Source organism: candidate division KSB1 bacterium (genome assembly GCA_016214895.1).
Lineage (GTDB): Bacteria > Electryoneota > RPQS01 > RPQS01 > RPQS01 > JACRMR01.
The window spans coordinates 11,749-27,696 of record JACRMR010000007.1; the positions used below are offsets into that span (position 1 = coordinate 11,749).

The following is a 15,948-nucleotide window of genomic DNA, read 5'->3' on the forward strand; positions in this document are numbered from 1 at the left end:
CCTTGTCTCGCACCCTCTGGATTTTGCTGATCGTGTGCAGCGCCACAGCGGCCCGCGCCGACTCGTTGCGCGTCATGACCTACAATGTGCTCAATTTTCGCGGCGATCAGGACATGGACCGCGTGGACGATGTTCGCCGGGTGGTCGAATGGGTGCGACCGGACGTCGTCTGTCATCAGGAAATCATCACGGAGGAGGCGGTCGATGTCTTGCTCTCGTTCGCCTATCTTCAGGTTGAGGACGATTGGGCGGCGGCGGAGTTTCACGACGGCCCCGATACGGACAACGCATTCTTCTATCGCACGTCCCAGGTCCGGTTCATCTCGCAGCGCATCATTCCGACATCGCTGCGCGATATTGCGGAATACACGGTCCAGCCGCTCGCGCTCGACACCGCCGCGCGGATACGATTATATTCCGGCCATCTGAAGGCCAGTTCAGGGACCGACAACGAGCAACGTCGTCGCGATGAGGCCGCCGCATTGCGTCAGCAACTGAACATGCTGCCCGCCGGGTCGATGTTCATGGTGATGGGCGACTTCAATCTCTACACGTCCGACGAACCCGCCTATCAGCTCTTGCTCGATCCGGATCCGAATCCACTCGGACAGTTGTTCGACCCGATCGACCGGCCCGGCGACTGGAACAACAGCGCGACATTCGCGGATATTCACACGCAGTCGCCGCGCGTGGAGTCGTTCGGCGGCGGATCAACGGGCGGCATGGATGATCGCTTCGATTTCATTCTTGTGTCGTCCGCACTGCTGGACACGGTCGCTTCGTATGTGCTGCCCGCGACTTACCGCGCGGTCGGCAACGACGGTCAGCATTTCAACGAGTCGATCAACGCCGGGGTGAACTTCGCGGTGCCGGACAGCGTGGCCGATGCGCTGTATTACGCGGCGGATCACCTGCCCGTGCAAGTGGACTTGCTGCTCCGCGATTCGGGAACTTCCGTCACTCCGCCGCGCGAAGTGGCCTCATCCGTGCGACTGGTGACGTGCTATCCGAATCCGTTTAATCCATCGTTGACCGTTGCGCTAACTCCCTTGACTACTCCGGCACAATTGCAGGTGTTCGATCTGCTGGGACGGCTGGTATCATCGCGCGAGCTCGGGCGCGGCACGGCGCGTGACATCACCCTTGACTTCTCCGGACGCGCGGCCGGAAGCTACATCGTTCAATTGAAATCTCAGCAGTTTAATCAAGCGGTAAGGGTGCAACTCGTCAAGTGAAATATCCTGTCATAGCCATCGTGGGGCGGCCGAACGTCGGGAAGTCAACGCTGTTTAATCGGATTAGCGGAACGCGCAAGGCAATCACGGCTCCCGAGCCGGGCGTCACGCGCGATCGTCATGTCGAGTACGCGGAGTGGAACGGTCGCCGGGCGCTCGTCATGGATACGGGAGGCTGGGTGCCGAAGTCCGCCGACCTTTTCGAGACGGCGATTCGCGAGCAGGTCGAGTTCGCGCTCGACGAGTGTGATATTGCGCTGCTGGTTACCGACGCCCAGACCGGGACCGCCGACATCGACCTCGAGATCGCGCGCATGTTGCAGCGCGGCAAGGTTCCGGTTCTGCTGGCCGTGAACAAAGTTGACGGACCCAAGCAGGATCCGGAAGTCGGCGAATTCTATTCGGCCGGATTGGGCGATCCGATTCCGGTGAGCGCCATTTCCGGGCGCGGCGTGGCGGAGTTGATGGACCTGTTATGGTCGCGACTGCCGACGCTGGATACGGAAACGCCCTCGCGCCCGCGCCCGCTGGTGGCCGTCGTGGGGCGTCCGAATGTCGGCAAGTCCTCATTTGTGAACGCGATTCTCGGCGAGAATCGGCATATCGTGACGGACGTGGCCGGCACGACGCGCGACGCGATTGACAGCGAAGTCGCGTATTACGGCCAGCGTTTCACGTTGATCGACACGGCCGGACTGCGCCGCCGCACGCGCGTCGAGGAGGCGCTCGAGTTCTATACGACGGTCCGCACGCGCAAGGCGGTGGACGAGTGCGACGTAGCGGTTGTCTTGATCGATGCGCGCGACGGGCTGGTTGCGCAGGATGTGCGGATCGTGCAGGAGGCGGAGGATGGAGGCAAGGGCATTGTGATCGCGATCAACAAGTGGGACCTGGTCGAGAAGGACAGTCACACGGCGATTCGCCTCGAAGCGGAGATTGACTCGAAGTTGCCCAGTCTCAGCTATGTACCGAAGATTTTCATATCTTCACTCGAGCGGCAGCGGGTGCACAAGACCGTGGAGCAGCTGCTGAAGATTCACGAGGAGCGGCAGAAGCGCATTTCGACGCCGGAGCTGAATCGCTTGCTTGAGCTGGTCATGGAAGAAAACCCGCCGCCGTCGCACAAGGGGCGCGATCTGCGCATTCACTACGTGACGCAGCCGGCGAGTGAGCCGCCGCTGTTCGTATTCTGGATGCGGCATGCCGAGTTTCTGGCTCCGCACTACAAGCGCTACCTCGAGCGCCGGCTGCGGGAGCAATACGGGTTTACCGGAGTTCCGATACGCCTGGCGTTTCGTCAAAAGACGTAGCCGTGCCGTCGGTGTTATGCGCGCGCGTCGTGGTCCCCGCGATCGACGGCGCGTTTTCATATCGGGTCAAGCCCGCCGACCGGCACCGTGTGCAGCCGGGGATGCGGGTGCTCGTGCCGTTCGCGAATCGCCGCCTGACCGGTTTCGTGATCGAGGTGGAGTTGGCGGATGATCCACTGGCGACCAAGCCCATCGAGAGCGTCCTCGATAGCCTGCCGGTTTTCTCCGCCGAGCTGCTCGAGTTCACGCGTTGGATCTCGGATTACTATCTCTGCCCGTGGGGTGACGTGCTCAAGGCCGCGCTGCCCGCGGGCATTTCGTTGGACGAAAAGCGCTATTACACGTATGTGGGGGCGCCGGAGGCTCTGGAATCGCTTTCCGCGCTGCAATTCAGCGATGCGGACCGCGCGCTGCTCGCCGCGCTCAACACCGAACCGCTGACCGCGGAGCAACTCCGTCGCCGGTTCGGTCTCACGTCGGCGTCGCCCGAGCTCAAGCGGCTGCGCGCGGCGGGAGTGATCGACTTGCGACCGCTGTTGCGTCCGCCGCTGGTGCGCACGAAGTACGATCAGGTGCTCACCCTCTCTGACCCGGCGCGCGCGGCCTATGCCACCTCGCTGTTTGCGTCCTTGCGCAGCGTGCATCAACAACAGTTGCTGCGCGAGATCCACGATTATGAGCCGGACGGAATTACGCGCGCGGAGCTGCTGCGGGGCGAGAGCGCCACGCGTCGCGCGGCGCTAAAGCGACTGCTCGAACTTGGGCACTTGCATGTTCGACAGGAAGAACATGTCCGGTGGGACCCGCGCAACGAGCACGTCCCGCACACCGCGGACCCGACGCAACTCACACCGGCGCAGTTAGGGGCCGTGAGCGCGATTTCGGAAGCGGTCGAAGCCGGTTCGCCCCGCCAATTTCTGCTGTTCGGCGTCACCGGATCCGGCAAGACGCAGGTCTATATTGAGGCGATTCGCCGCGCGCTCGCGCTGGGCCGGACGGCGCTCGTGCTCCTGCCGGAGATTGCACTCACGCCATTTCTCTGGAGTCGATTTTATCGCGCGTTCGGCGACCGCGTGGCGATTCAGCACAGCGCGCAATCGCCCGCGGTCCGCTATGACCTATGGCGACAGATCGCGGCCGGCAGATACCCCGTCGTTGTGGGCGCGCGCAGCGCGGTCTTCGCGCCGCTGGCGGGCATCGGGCTGATCGTCATCGACGAGGAGCACGAGGCGAGTTTCAAGCAAATGGAGCCGCCGCCGCTCTATCACGCGCGCGATTGCGCGTTGATGCGCGCGCGGCTTGCGCAAGCCGCGGTCGTGCTGGGCAGTGCGACGCCCAGTATGGAGTCGTGGTACCACGCGCAAGCCGGTCGCTACCGGCTGCTGGAATTGCCCGAGCGCGTCGGCGGCGCCGTTCATCCCTTGACCCGGGCGATTCCGTACCAACCGGCGGTCGCGGCTGACGATTCGTACGAGCAATACAAGGAGCGCAGATTCAAACGGCAACAGCCGGCGCCTGAAGCTCCGATTCTAAGTGAAGAATTGCGCACCCGTATTGCGCTGACAGTGGCGGCGCACAAGCAGGTGATGCTCCTGCAAAACCGTCGCGGTCATTCGCCATTCCTCATTTGCAAGTCCTGCGGCGATATCCCGATGTGTCCGCACTGCTCGGTGAGTCTGACCTTTCATCGCAAGGGACAGGTGCTGCGCTGTCACTATTGCGATCAGCGGGAGGCCGTTCCCGCGCGCTGCGCCAAGTGCGGATCGGATCAGCTTTCGCGTTACGGAATCGGCACGCAACGGTTGGAAGACGAGCTCGCCACATTGTTTCCCGCCGCGCGGATTCTGCGCATGGATTCAGACACCGCGAGCGGAGCGGGCAAGCACGCGAAAATGGTCTCGGCCTTCGCCGCGCATGAATATGATATTCTGGTCGGGACCCAGATGATTGCGAAGGGATTGGATTTCGCGGGTGTTGATCTGGCGGCGGTGGTGCGCGCGGACGCGGAGTTGTTCTTTCCGGATTTTCGGTCAACCGAGCGCGCCGCGAGCCTGATCTTGCAGCTGGCGGGCCGGGCCGGACGACGGGACGTGCGCGGCGAGGTGCTGGTTCAGACGGCCGTGCCGGACCATCCCGTGATTCAGACGGCGCTGCGGCAGAACTGGCGGGAGTTCGCCGAGGCGGAACTTGCCACACGTGATCGCTCCAACTTCCCGCCGTACTCGCGCCTGATCTTGATTCGCGCCGTCGCCCGCGAGGAATCGCCGTGTGCGCGGGCCCTCTTGAAACTCCGCACGTTATTAAAGAAAGCGGATCCCTTCGTGGATATTCTCGGTCCGGCGCCCGCGATTGTGCTGAAAATTGAGGATCGTTATCGCTACACGATGCTGGCGCGGGTGCGTCGGGAGGCGGACTCCGCCGGTCAGCGCTTGCGCCAAGCCGTCCGTCGTGCCGTCGATAGTTTTCGCAAAGAGAAGGCGGAGCCGGGAGTGAAACTCGAAATCGATGTTGATCCGCAGTCGATCAATTAGCGCGCGCCGCCTGCGGCTCGGCTTACTGCTGCTGCTGCTGTCGATAGCGCACGCCGCTCTGGCTCAGGGTCGGGCGCAGGAGTACCTGCGTCAGGAGTCGGGACGCTATCGGATCGTTTATTGTCCCGAAGACGCGGAAGTCGTCGCGTCGCTGTTGTCGTCGCTCTCGCAATCCGTTCCGGTTGTCCACCAGCAGCTCGGGTTGACGCTCGCGGATACGGTGACGTTCGTGATCACGCCCTCGAAGGCTGAATGGGCGCGCGTGACCGCCGGCGCTCCGCTGTGGGCGAACGGGATTGCCTATCCCGACCGCGAAGTCGCGGTACTGAAATCGCCGCGGTTCGGCTTGCCTTACGGTCCGCTGCCGCAGACTGCGGTCCATGAGTATGTGCATCTGTTGTTGGAAGTCGGTGCTCCGCATGCGGACTTTCCACGCTGGTTCGATGAAGGGGTTGCGCAGCTCGTCGCGGGGCAGGTCAGCTATATGGATGTGGCGACCCTTTCGCGGGCCGTCTCCGCGCGGCGCGTGCATCGCCTGTCGCAGCTCGAGGGTTTGATGGCGATGAACGACTACGAAGCGCGGCAGGGTTACGCCGAATCGCTCGTGGCCGTGCAGCTGTTACAGCAGCGATTTGGCTGGTCGGGGATCGGCAATCTGATTCATGCGGTGCGGCAGGGCGCGGCGTTTGAGGAGGCGATGCCGCGAGTGTTGTTGACGCGGCTCTCGACCTTTGAGCAGGATTATGCGAAGACGTTGGCCACAACTTACGGCGGCGGCTGGTTCACGGACACGGAGCTCTGGGTGTCCGGGGCGTTCGTGCTGTTGATTCTGGTGGGCGGTTATGCGGCGTGGCGTCGGCGCAAGCGCACCTTGGAGCGCTGGCGGGAAGAAGATCGCCGCGAACCGCGCGACGGTGAGCCGGGCGATCCACCGTACGTTATCAATTACGAGCTCATTCGCGAACGGAAGCACGACGCTAACAACCCCGATCCATCCGACAAGCAGCCGTAGTGCCGCACGGCAACGCGCTCGGATCGTCGCTCGCCCTGCGGGAACTGCATCCCCGCCGGACTGCATCGCAATTCAACTCAGCACATCGTCATGAACTGGTATCTGGACTGGGTTACACGGGATCCGATTTTTTCGGCCGCGATTCAATTCGCGGTGCTCGGCACGCTTGGCGAGACGATATCGCGTTCGTTGCAGCGGCGCAGCTGGACACTGCCCGGCACACCGCTGCAGGTCGCGCACAAGGTCGTGGCCTGGGCGCTGCTGGGCATCATCATCAAGTATGGTTTCGTCGGGATGCGCGGCTTCGTCAGCTCACTGATCGATCACGAGTTGCTGCCGCGGGCGTTCAGCGGCGGCTTGCTGGGTGCGCACGCGCTCTCGGTGTGCACGAATCTGATGTTCGGTCCGCAGATGATGTTTTTTCACCGCATCGAGGACAACCTGATCGTGCAGCAGTGGAATTGGACGGGTCTGCGTACGGCGTGGCTCACCCTGCTCTGGTTCTGGATTCCCGCGCACACGCTGACGTTCATGCTGCCGCGCGACTATCAGATGGGGCTTGCCGCGCTATGGTCCGTCGCGCTGGGTGTGATTATGGGACTGACGACGCCGCGGCGTGTTTCAACGCGACCCGTCGTGAACTGAGCGGAACGTTGGCGAGCAACTGAACCTGCCGGCGATCACGCTTAGCTCAACGCCGCCTTGGTCAAGCAGCGCTGCACGGCGTTGCTCAGCTCGCGCATCAGGATCGGTTTCATGAGCAATTCCTCGAATCCGAATTGGCGGCAGTTGCTCTGGGAGACGGATTCGCTGAAGCCGGTTGTGAGAATGATCGGGGTGTTAGGTCGAATCAGCAGGATTTCCTGAGCCAGTTGCGAGCCGGTCATGTGCGGCATCGTCTGATCGGTGATGACGACATCATAGCGCAGGGGATCGGCCCGAAACGCCTCCAGCGCTTCGATCGGACTGGTACGCGTACTCACTTCGTAGCCGAGGAAATCCAGCGTTTCGCGAGCCATCTCGATGATTTCGGGTTCGTCATCCACATACAGGACGTGGCCGCAGCCGCGCGCGATTGGTTCGTCCCGCACGGCATCCGGCACGACCAGTTCATCGGAGCACGGCAGGTAAACTCGAAAGGTCGAGCCCCGGCCCGGTTCGCTCTGCACGGCGATATGTCCGCCGTGGGCCGTCACAATCCCGCTAACGACGGCCAGCCCGAGCCCCGACCCTTCGCCGACCTTTTTCGTCGTGAAGAACGGATCGAAAATGCGTTCCCGCGTTGCGGGATCCATGCCACACCCGGTATCGCTGACGCTCAGGCAGACATAGCGACCGGTATGCAGGTTAACGTGGCGCCGGGCGAACTCCGCGTCCACGACCAGCGAGTCGAACTCGACGGTCAGGACTCCGCCGTCGTCGCGCATGGCGTGGAACGCATTGGTACACAGATTCATCAGGATTTGGTGGATCTGGGTCGCATCGCAGTTGACGGGCAGCGCGGATGTCGAGATGTTCTCCGAGATTTCGATGGTCGAGGGAATGGACGCCCTCAACAACTTCAGCGCCTCTTTGATGATAAACTGCACGAGCATGGGCCGCCGCTCTTGCTCGGTCTGGCGGCTGAAGGTCAGGATCTGGTTGACGAGGTCCTTCGCCCGGATGGCCGCCTTGACAATATGATCGATGTCGGCGCGGGTCGAGCCGCTCACGTCGCCATGCATGACCGCCATGTTCGCGTAGCCGAGGATCGGCGTTAGAATATTGTTGAAGTCGTGCGCGACGCCCCCGGCGAGGGTGCCGATGGTTTCGAGTTTTTGCGCCTGCCGCAATTGGGCTTCGAGGCCCTTGCGTTCTTCTTCGGCCTGCTTGCGCTCGGTAATATCCTGAATCGTTCCGACCATGCGGATCAGCTGCCCGGTCGCGCTCATACTCAGCCGGCCGAGACCATGGACCCAGCGCTCGGCGCCGTCGGACGCGCGGACGATCTTGTACTCGCGATCGAACGGCTGTCGCCGTCCAATCACTTCCTGCTCGAAGTAGCGTGCCATCTCCGCCTGGCAGTCGGGATGAATGAGCTCGACCCAGCCCGTTACCGTATGCGGATGGTCAGGCTCGATGCCGAAGATGTCGTTCATGGTCGGTGACGCGGTCCAGACTCCGGTCTCGATATCGAGGTTGTAGCTGCCGATTTGGGCGATGGACTGCGACTCGCGCAGCAGTTTTTCGCTCTGGCGAAGAGTCTCTTCCGCCCGCTTGCTCTCGGTGATATCCAATACGTAGCCGTGGAAGTGCGTAATCTGGCCGGCCGGGTCGCGGTCGATCACCGTAAAGTCATAGACCCAGCGATACTCGCCGTCTGCGCGGCGCAGTCGATACTCCTGCTCAAAGCACGGGACACCGGATTCGCAGTGTCGCGCGACCTCCGCGGCGACGCGGTCCAGATCCTGATCATGCACGATCGTCGCATACGGGATCTTGCCGCTCATCAAGTCGCCGGGGCCGTGACCGAACTGCGATGCAACGTTCGCGGAAACATACTCGACGGGCCAGCCCTCAGCGGCGCGCCACTTGAACGCGACGACCGGCCCGCTCATGAACAGCCGTCGCTCAATGACCAGTGCTCCTTCGGCGCGCATGCGATCGGTAATATCCCGGTTGCTGCCGCGAGTCCCAATATACCGGCCGTTGTCATCGAAGACCGGCTGGCAGACGTGGCTGATCCAGCAGATCGTGCCGTCCCGGCGGATGACACGGAACGTCAGGTCATCTTCCGAGATCAAGGCCTGCTTCACGCGCCTTCGATGGCTGGCTACGTTTTCGTAGTCATCGGGATGCACAATTCGATCCGCCAGCAGCCTGTCAGCGAGGAACTCCTCGGCTTTGTATCCGGTGATTCGCTCGCAGGACGGTGAAACATAAGCGTAGTGACCGTCGGCATCGACCCAGAATTCCCAGTCATAGGTATTGTCGGCGACGATCCGGTATTTGGTCGCCACTTCTCGGAGCGCCGCTTCGGCCTGCTTGCGCTCGGTGATATCCTCGGCGGTCCCCTCATAGCACTCGATGAACCCGGCTTCATTCCGGACCGCGCGGGCGTATTCGCGCATCACGATCTCGGTGCCGCCCGGCCGCTGCCATGCAGCTTCATAGCCGCGGATTTCGCCGTCGCGGTCAAGTCGATCCCTGAACAGCGAGCGGGGCGGCGATGAGACAAACCCATCCAGTTCGAGATTGCGGCGCACAAGGTCGTCCACCGACGCATAACCGAGCATCGTCGCCAGCGCGGGATTGGCGGCCAGAATCCGGCCGTCGGGGGTCGTCCGATAGACACCGATCGTGAGGTTGTTTAGCAGCAGTTGCAGCCGCTCCTCACTTTGGCGCAGGGATCTTTCCAACGAAGATCGCCGATCCACTTCGGCCTCCAGCGCCTGGGCATTTCGGCGGATCTGCGACAGCGGACGCCGCGCGATCCAGTAGCAGAAATAGCCGCATCCCGCTACGGTCAGGAGGGTCAAGGCGACCATCAGCTTTTCTTCGACAAGGCGCGGTCCCTCGGCATAGAGATGAATCACCCCGACTCCGCACATGATGATGCAGAATCCCAGCACGAGTGCCGTGTGGAGCAGATTCGAAATTTCTGGTGTCTTCATGGTGTTTCGAACGGTGGTCCAACCGTCGGCTGCAACCCGTTGAGGTTTGGCAACCGCAGAGCGGCCACTGCGAAGGATTGCAAGACCCGTTCCGGGTGCTGCTTGCGAACCGGTGAAGGCGCATCAAGAACGAGGCTCGAAAGCGGGGTTCCGCGGAAACATCTGGCTGGTTAGGGACATTTAACCAATAGTCATTCTTGGAGTAAGGCCTATTGCTTTTGGCGGCGATTTCCGTTTACTTCACGGCTGCGTACATTCATTCTTGAGGGTCCACTCCATGCTTTCCCGCCTCTCTCTGGCTGCTGCACTTCTGTTCTCAGCGTCCGCGGCGTTGGCCGCCTCCGCCGGAACGACCGGATTTGAACTGTTCCGCACCGATGGCTCGGCTCGCAATTCCGCCTTGGCCGGCAGTCAGATTGCTGTCGGAGGCGATTTGCACAACTTGTTCTCCAACCCCGCTGGGCTGACAGGGATCGAGCGGCCGCTGGGAGGAGTCGGGTTCTTCAAGCATGTACTTGACATCAACTCGGGCAACCTCGCCTATGCGCGTCCCCTCGCCGGCCGGGGCGTGTTTGCGGCGGGCCTCACCTATTTCGACTATGGCAAGTTTGACAAGGCCAGCGAAAATGGACAGAAGCTGGGCGATTTTGGCGCCTCTGACATTCTGCTGACCGTGAGCGGCGCCCGCCTGATGAGGCCTGAACTTGCCGCCGGTGTTTCACTGAAATACCTCAATTCTACCATTGACAGCTATTCGGCCTCGGCTCTGGCCGCGGACTTCGGGCTGCTTTACCACACGGGATATGAGAACTGGGACGTCGGCGCGGGCATCTACAACGTCGGCTTTGCGACTTCGGCATACCTCTCGGAGAAGGACAAGCTGCCCACAGCGTACCGGCTGGGGTTTGCCGTGCCTCTGGAGCACCTGCCGGTGCGGGTTACTCTGGCGGGCGAGTACTCCTCCGAAGAGTCAATCCGTGGCTCGGGGGGGCTGGAGCTGACATTTCACCCGGCGGTTCAGGGACGGCTGGGCTACTCGACCTTGGGTGTTGACCAGCGAGTCGGAACCGACCGGGATGCGCTGGCGGGTTTCTCCGCCGGACTGGGCCTCCGTCTGAAGCGAATTACGGTTGACTACGCCTTAACCTCGCAGGGCGAAGTCGGTTACTTGAACAGATTCACGATTTCGGCACCGATTGGCAAAGCGCACGCGAATTAAACCTCGCCGACAGCCGGGTGTCCAATGGATGAGCAACTCATGCGAGGGGAGGAAACCGACTCGGAGCTAATCCGCCGGTTTCAAGCGGGGGAGCAGCAGGCCTTCAATCTGCTGGCCCTGCGGCATCGGCGGGCCGTATTCGTGACCATTGTTGGGCTGACCGGAGACGCCGACGAGGCCGAGGACCTGACCCAAGAGACGTTCATCAAGGCCTTTGAAGCTTTGGGCGCATTCCGTGGAGAATCGGGGTTTTACACTTGGTTGTATCGAATCGCCGTGAACCTCAGCCTGAATCGGCTGCGGAAGCGGAAGGTGCGGTCCTTCTTCGGCTTAGAGGGTGCGGCGGCCGCGCTGCCGGCTGACCAGACTGCCGACGCGCCGCTCGAGTTGGGTGAGTTGTCCGCCAGGCTGCGAGCCGCGATACAGAAGCTCCCGGTCAAGCAGCGGACTGTGTTCATCTTACGGCACTTCCAGGAGTTGCCGCATGCTGAGATCGCCGAAATCATGGACCGCGACGTGGGGACGATCAAGGCCAACTACTTTCAGGCCGTGCGCAAGTTGCGTTTATGGCTTGCGCCGTACGTAAAAGGCGATGAGTAACAGAAGGCAGGATTGAGGCGACCGTGACCGCTGGCCACACATGTGACGAAGCCGAGCTTAATGGCGAAGCGGGAGTGGAGTTCTCCGCGCTTTCGTCGGTCCTCGCGCAGGTTGACTTGGCAACGGTTTTTCCCGGGACGGTCGTCAGTGATACCGACTTCCTGGTCAAGTTGAGGGCTGGAATCGAGGCAAGTCAGGGTCAGTATTCGGCTCGAAATGTGTTCACATCATCGCGTGTATTCGCCCAATTGGCGGGTGTTTGTATTGTGGTATTCGTGCTGGTTATGAGGTTCGGGATCGGGCCCGCTGTTATTGACGCGGATCCCACGCTGAGCGGGTATGTGGAGCCGGAACTATTCACGGATATCGTCGGATATGGTCTGACCGATACTGAACTCGAGGAGCTGGCCGACGCGAATATCACGGCAGATTCGATTGCAATCGCCCTTGGAATGGCGAACATCCATCTTGTAGTAGATCTGACGGAGTCCGACGAAGCGACGGATTACGAAATCCTTGAATTGGATGATGTTGCGATTGCGGCGGTCATGTCCGAGTTGGAATCTACGGAGTTTTTCTAAGTCATGGAAAAGAAAGTTCTGATTTTTGTCACCGTGCTACTGACCCTGCAGCTTGGAATCGCAATTCCGCAGCCACCCGGCGGCGGCGGTCCTCCGCGCTGGGATCGCGAGCGTGTTGAAACGGTGATAATCGGGAAGTTTGCGGAAGAACTGGACCTTTCGCCGCAGCAGGCGGAGAAGTTCTTCCCGCGCTTCAAGCAGTTTCGCCGCGATGCAGAGGGAAACCGGGATGCTCAGCACGCCAGCAGGGAGATGCTGGATCGTATTTCGCACGGTGCCGGAGGTGACCAGGCTGAAGTGCCGAGACTGCTTGATGAGCAGCAGCAGCTTGTGGCGAAACTGGCCGAGCTACGGCGAGTTTTCCTTGCTGATGTCTCAAACTACTTGACCCCGCAGCAGGTCTCGAGATGCGCACTGCTCATGGAGGATATTCCCCGGCGGATGCGGGAGCTGGTGGATCAACAGCGGGGCAGCGGGCCTCCGGAGCGCGGTCGGCCCGGTCGCCGCATGCAACGCGACTGAAGATTCGGGGCCGCCTGTTCGGGCGGCTCTTTTTTTGACCAAACTACTCGCGATTGACCACTTAGAGCTTGACCTTTCGCGTCAAATCCTCGATATTTAAGTACATCCCCCCTGCATTCCAGACCCCTCCGTGCCCGCCCTCTCTATCGTGATCGTGTCCTACAATACAGCCGATCTGCTGATCGGCTGTCTGCGTTCTTTAGCCCGGGTGGAAAGCGAGGCCGAGTTTGAGATTATTGTGGTTGACAATTCGTCTCAGGACGGATCAGCTGCACGCGCCCGATCTGAGTTCCCGGGGGTCAAAGTTGTTCAACTTGAATCAAATCTTGGGTTTGCGGCCGGTGTAAACCGGGGTTTGGCGGTAGCTTGTGCACCGCTGGTATTCGCGGTGAACCCAGACTGCATAGTTCCACGCGAAACGTTGCGGCGGCTGCTTTCATTTATGGCCGATCATCCGCGAGCGGCAATTGCGGGAGCGGGGCTCACCACAGTCAGGGGTCAAGAGCTGGCTTCGACGTTTCGCTTTCCGTCCCTCTTTCGTGAGTTCTGGAACCTCTTGCCGGAGCTAAAGTCGCTGCTGAAGGCGATCCGAATTGGCCCCGCGGGCATGTTGCAGCGCCGGGCCGGTGTGATTCCGCCCCCACAGCGCGCGGAATCCGTGAGCGGGGCGGCGTTGATCATGCGCGCAGTCGCGTTGCGCGAAGCGGCGGGTTTCGATGAGGGGTTCTTCTTGTATCACGAGGAGATCGACCTGTGCACCCGGCTCCTTCGGGCTGGATGGGAAGTCTGGTGTGTGCCGGCGGCGCAGGTCATTCACTTTGACGCGCAGGCATCCGGTTATCGATCCAACCGTCTCGCCGGAGACCCGGTGCTGACGTGGCGGCTGATGGGGATGGATCGGCTCTGGTCCAAGCATCGGCCGGGCCTGCCACATCGGCTGTGGAAATGGCAGACGCGGTGGCTGCTTCTGGCGCGGGTATGGTTTGTTCGGCTATTGGGTCCGCTGGGACGTTCCGACCGGAACGCCCGGGACCACCGGATTTCCGAACTTTTCACGGTTCGGCAGCTCCTTGGCCGCCGAGGACGGGGAAAAACGCCTTGACTCTTCCACCGGAAACATTATCTTAAACAGATTCGGTACATGGCGGGCCTGTCTTGGGCCGGGCAGCAAACACATGCAGGGTAAGGAGGAAGATTTGTGGCGGTAACGACGACCGACAAACTGCGCAACGTAGGGTTATTTGGGCACGGGCATTCGGGTAAAACGATGCTTTCCGAAGCGATGATGTTCGCGATGGGCGTGACCACCCGACTGGGGAAGATTGACGACGGGTCCACGCTTTCGGATTACTCGAAGCAGGAACAGGAGCGGCAGATTTCGATCGCATCGACGTTGCTGCGCGGGGGGTACAAGGACCACATCATTAATGTATTGGACACGCCGGGCTTTTCTGATTTTATCGGAGAAGTAGTGTCGGCGTTGCGCGCGGTGGATATTGCCTTACTTGCCGTGGATGGCTCGACGGGCCACGACATAGGGCATTCGCGGGTCTTCGAGTTGGCGCAGGAGCTGGGGCTTCCGCGCCTCTTTTTCGTAACGAAGCTTGATCGCGAGCATGTGAAGTGGGAGGGGACGATCGACGGCTTGCGCGAGGAGTTCGGGACACACGTACAAGTGATTGACTTCCCGGTGAATGCCGGGTTGGGATTCACGACGATCGGCAGCGCGCTGACGATGAAGCAATGCACGTATGCGACGGACGGTTCGGGCAAGGTCTCGGTCACCGATTTGAGCGGTCCGGCCAAGGAGAAAGCCGAGGAGCTGCGAGCGCAGTTGATTGAGCAGGCGGCGGAATCCGACGACGAGTTGCTGAACAAGTTTTTCGAGCATGGCACGCTTTCGGACGACGACCTGGACAAGGGGATCCGGCTGGGGTTCGCGCGCGGTACGCTGTTCCCGGTGCTGTGCGGCGCGGGGTCGGCGAACATCGGGACTTCGCGATTGCTGGATTTCCTGGTGTCTCACGGGCCCTCGCCGTTGAACCGGGGCGGTGTTAAGGCGCAGGCGGGCGACAAGGAGATCGAGATTCGTTCGAGTACTGAGGATCCGATGTCCGGGCTGGTGTTCAAGACCACGGCGGAGGCGCATGTCGGCGAATTGTCGTTCATCCGCATGTTCTCCGGTCAGACGCAGCCGGGAGCGGAGCTGCAGAATCCGAATACGGGCAAGGGCGAGAAGATCGGCCAGATCTTTTACATATGCGGCAAGAACCGGATTCCGGCGGAGAAGTTCATCGCGGGCGATTTGGGTGCGATGGTGAAGTTGAAGGCGACGCGGACGGGCGACACGCTGTGCGACAAGAATCGCAACGTGCAATACCCGGCGATCGCCTTTCCGTCGCCGGTGCTCGAAAACGCGATTGTTCCGAAGACCAAGGGGGACGAGGACAAGATTGCCAGCGGTCTGAATCTGCTGCACGCCGAAGACCCGAGTTTCACTTTGGTTCAGGATGCGGAGTTGGGTCAGATGGTGTTGCGGGGGCAGGGCGACTTGCATTTGCTGAATATCCTGGCCCGGCTGCACGAGCGGTATCATGTGGACGCCGAGCTGATTGAGCCCCGCGTGCCGTATCGTGAGACGATTCGCGGCAGCGCGGACGCGGAAGGGAAGCACAAGAAGCAGTCGGGCGGTCGCGGCCAGTTCGGAGTGGTTTTCTTGAAGCTGGAGCCCAAGCCGCGCGGGCAGGGTTACGAGTTCGTGGACGCGATTGTGGGCGGCGCGATTCCCGGCAAATTTGTTCCGGCGGTTGACAAGGGGATTCAGGATACGATCGGGCGCGGCGTCATCGCGGGTTACCCGGTGGTTGACGTGCGGGTGACGGCCTTCGACGGCAAGTACCACGACGTGGACTCGTCGGAGATGGCGTTCAAGATCGCGGGCAGGCTCGGGTTCCGTGAAGCCTTCAAGAAGTGCAAGCCGATTTTGCTGGAGCCGATCTTTGAACTGACGGTGAAGGTTCCGGAAGAGTTCATGGGCGATGTGATGGGCGACTTGTCGAGTCGTCGTGGCAAGATTCAAGGCATGGAGGGCGAGGGCCGCTATCAGGTGATCCGGGCCCGCGTGCCGCAGAAGGAGCTGTACCGGTATTCGACGGCGCTGCGCTCGATGACACAGGGGCGGGGGATGGCGACGCAGCAATTCGATCACTATGAAGAGGTGCCGCCGGAGATTCAGCAGAAGCTGGTGGCGGAGTACGTCGAGGAAAAGGAAGAGGAGTAACTGCG

Annotated in this window: 12 protein-coding genes; 11 read left to right on the forward strand and 1 reads right to left on the reverse strand. The window is 61.3% G+C overall.

The window, feature by feature from the left end; translation table 11 throughout:
- The first annotated feature begins 2 nt into the window (after positions 1–2).
- The 5 genes from HZB60_04275 (at position 3) to HZB60_04295 (ending at position 6,733) form a co-directional block, all read left to right on the forward strand.
- The gene (locus tag HZB60_04275; protein MBI5058987.1) at positions 3–1,235 is read left to right on the forward strand and encodes a T9SS type A sorting domain-containing protein; all 1,233 of its coding nucleotides are present in this window, start codon (positions 3–5) and stop codon (positions 1,233–1,235) included.
- Positions 1,232–2,545, forward strand: coding sequence for a ribosome biogenesis GTPase Der (gene der, locus HZB60_04280; GenBank protein MBI5058988.1), 1,314 nt, complete (start codon positions 1,232–1,234; stop codon positions 2,543–2,545). Before HZB60_04275 ends, der begins: the two co-directional genes overlap by 4 nt.
- A 2-nt stretch (positions 2,546–2,547) precedes the next feature.
- Complete coding sequence (gene priA, locus HZB60_04285) at positions 2,548–5,076, forward strand: primosomal protein N' (GenBank protein MBI5058989.1); 2,529 nt, start codon at positions 2,548–2,550, stop codon at positions 5,074–5,076.
- On the forward strand, positions 5,051–6,088 hold the full coding sequence (locus HZB60_04290; GenBank protein ID MBI5058990.1) for a hypothetical protein: 1,038 nt from the start codon (positions 5,051–5,053) through the stop codon (positions 6,086–6,088). The genes priA and HZB60_04290 overlap by 26 nt, the downstream gene beginning before the upstream one ends.
- A gap of 90 nt (positions 6,089–6,178) precedes the next feature.
- Positions 6,179–6,733, forward strand: a complete 555-nt coding sequence (locus tag HZB60_04295) for a hypothetical protein (protein MBI5058991.1) — start codon at positions 6,179–6,181, stop codon at positions 6,731–6,733.
- A 41-nt stretch (positions 6,734–6,774) separates the two neighbouring features.
- Here HZB60_04295 and HZB60_04300 read toward each other — a convergent pair whose 3' ends face one another.
- Positions 6,775–9,741 (reverse strand): PAS domain S-box protein, encoded by a 2,967-nt coding sequence (locus tag HZB60_04300; protein MBI5058992.1) that lies wholly within the window; start codon positions 9,739–9,741, stop codon positions 6,775–6,777.
- A gap of 277 nt (positions 9,742–10,018) precedes the next feature.
- Between HZB60_04300 and HZB60_04305 the strand changes: the two genes are divergently transcribed.
- The 6 genes from HZB60_04305 to HZB60_04330 all read left to right on the forward strand — a co-directional run bounded on the left by HZB60_04305 (position 10,019) and on the right by HZB60_04330 (position 15,943).
- Positions 10,019–10,960, forward strand: a complete 942-nt coding sequence (locus HZB60_04305) for a PorV/PorQ family protein (protein MBI5058993.1) — start codon at positions 10,019–10,021, stop codon at positions 10,958–10,960.
- A 24-nt stretch (positions 10,961–10,984) separates the two neighbouring features.
- Complete coding sequence (locus HZB60_04310) at positions 10,985–11,560, forward strand: sigma-70 family RNA polymerase sigma factor (GenBank protein ID MBI5058994.1); 576 nt, start codon at positions 10,985–10,987, stop codon at positions 11,558–11,560.
- A 23-nt stretch (positions 11,561–11,583) separates the two neighbouring features.
- Positions 11,584–12,141, forward strand: a complete 558-nt coding sequence (locus HZB60_04315) for a hypothetical protein (protein MBI5058995.1) — start codon at positions 11,584–11,586, stop codon at positions 12,139–12,141.
- A gap of 3 nt (positions 12,142–12,144) precedes the next feature.
- A complete protein-coding gene (locus HZB60_04320) occupies positions 12,145–12,663 on the forward strand; it encodes a periplasmic heavy metal sensor (protein ID MBI5058996.1) in 519 nt (172 codons plus the stop codon).
- Positions 12,664–12,817: 154 nt separating this feature from the next.
- Positions 12,818–13,765, forward strand: a complete 948-nt coding sequence (locus HZB60_04325) for a glycosyltransferase family 2 protein (protein MBI5058997.1) — start codon at positions 12,818–12,820, stop codon at positions 13,763–13,765.
- Between the two features lie 96 nt (positions 13,766–13,861).
- Positions 13,862–15,943: an elongation factor G gene (locus HZB60_04330; protein ID MBI5058998.1), complete on the forward strand. Its 2,082-nt coding sequence runs from the start codon at positions 13,862–13,864 to the stop codon at positions 15,941–15,943.
- Positions 15,944–15,948: the final 5 nt, after the last annotated feature.

Excerpts from the sequence above, each read along its gene's own strand:
- HZB60_04310 (MBI5058994.1), top strand. The coding sequence starts at position 10,985 with ATGGATGAGCAACTCATGCGAGGGGAGGAAACCGACTCGGAGCTAATC.
- HZB60_04295 (MBI5058991.1), top strand. The coding sequence starts at position 6,179 with ATGAACTGGTATCTGGACTGGGTTACACGGGATCCGATTTTTTCGGCC.
- HZB60_04300 (MBI5058992.1), bottom strand. The coding sequence starts at position 9,741 with ATGAAGACACCAGAAATTTCGAATCTGCTCCACACGGCACTCGTGCTG.
- HZB60_04320 (MBI5058996.1), top strand. The coding sequence starts at position 12,145 with ATGGAAAAGAAAGTTCTGATTTTTGTCACCGTGCTACTGACCCTGCAG.
- HZB60_04305 (MBI5058993.1), top strand. The coding sequence starts at position 10,019 with ATGCTTTCCCGCCTCTCTCTGGCTGCTGCACTTCTGTTCTCAGCGTCC.
- HZB60_04290 (MBI5058990.1), top strand. The coding sequence starts at position 5,051 with ATGTTGATCCGCAGTCGATCAATTAGCGCGCGCCGCCTGCGGCTCGGC.